Origin of the sequence: Streptomyces tricolor (assembly GCF_002155905.1) — a bacterium.
GTDB lineage: Bacteria > Actinomycetota > Actinomycetes > Streptomycetales > Streptomycetaceae > Streptomyces > Streptomyces tricolor.
On record NZ_MUMF01001039.1, the window covers coordinates 1 to 758 of the forward strand.

Annotated in this window: 1 protein-coding gene and 1 pseudogene; one reads left to right on the plus strand and one right to left on the minus strand. The window is 75.1% G+C overall.

Annotated elements, in window-relative coordinates; genetic code table 11:
• Positions 1–422: class I SAM-dependent methyltransferase (locus CCN44_RS42575; RefSeq protein WP_143650519.1), on the plus strand; the 422-nt coding region annotated here is incomplete at its 5' end.
• Here the strand turns inward: CCN44_RS42575 and CCN44_RS42580 are convergent.
• Positions 400–758 (minus strand): annotated as a pseudogene (locus CCN44_RS42580) (GntR family transcriptional regulator); the annotation flags it as partial. The gene CCN44_RS42575 and the pseudogene CCN44_RS42580 overlap by 23 nt on opposite strands.

Sequence of the window (758 nt, forward strand, 5' to 3'; positions counted from 1 at the left end):
CCCTGCCGTTCACCGCCGCCTTCGACCTCGTCGTCTCCTTCGGGGCGTTCGGCCACTTCCTGCCGCGGGAACTGCCCGGCCTGTTCGCCCAGGTCCGCTCGGTGCTGCGGCCCGGTGGCCGCTTCGTCTTCCCGGTGTTCGCGCCGCCCCGCCCGAGGCACCCCGCCTACTGGCTGCTGCTCGGCTTCGACACCGTGATGCGGGTGCGCAACGCGCTGTGGCGGCCGCCGTTCGTGATGTACTACCGGGCCTTCCGGCTCGGCACCGTGCTGCGCGAGTTGGAGCGCGCGGGCCTGGCGGTCGAGCTGGGCGTCCTGCCCGGGTTCGGCCGGCGAGCCGACGGCAGCCCGCGCGCCCGGCTGGTGGTGGCCCGCCGAGCCGGCGCCCCGCCCGCGGCGGTCAGCCCGCGGCCGGCAGAGTGAACTCGTAGACCAGCGCGTCCCGTTCGGCGTTCACCACCAGATCGGTGATCTCCAGCGGGCGCGCGTACTGGTCGTGCACGCGCCGGGTCACCCGCACCGACGAGGCGGCTCCCACCTGGGTGATGGAGTCCCGGTGGTGCAGGGTCAGCCCGGCCTTGCGCATCCAGTCGTACGCCCGCCACAACTGCGCGGGCGTGGCCCCGTCGGCCCGGTCCCGGTACCGGGCCAGCTCCGCCACCTCGGCCAGCGCCACCGCCGAGAACGAGGTCACCGCCGTCCGCAGCGACCGGCCGTCCGGGGTCACCGACAGGTAGCGGTGGACCAGTGTCGGCCGGT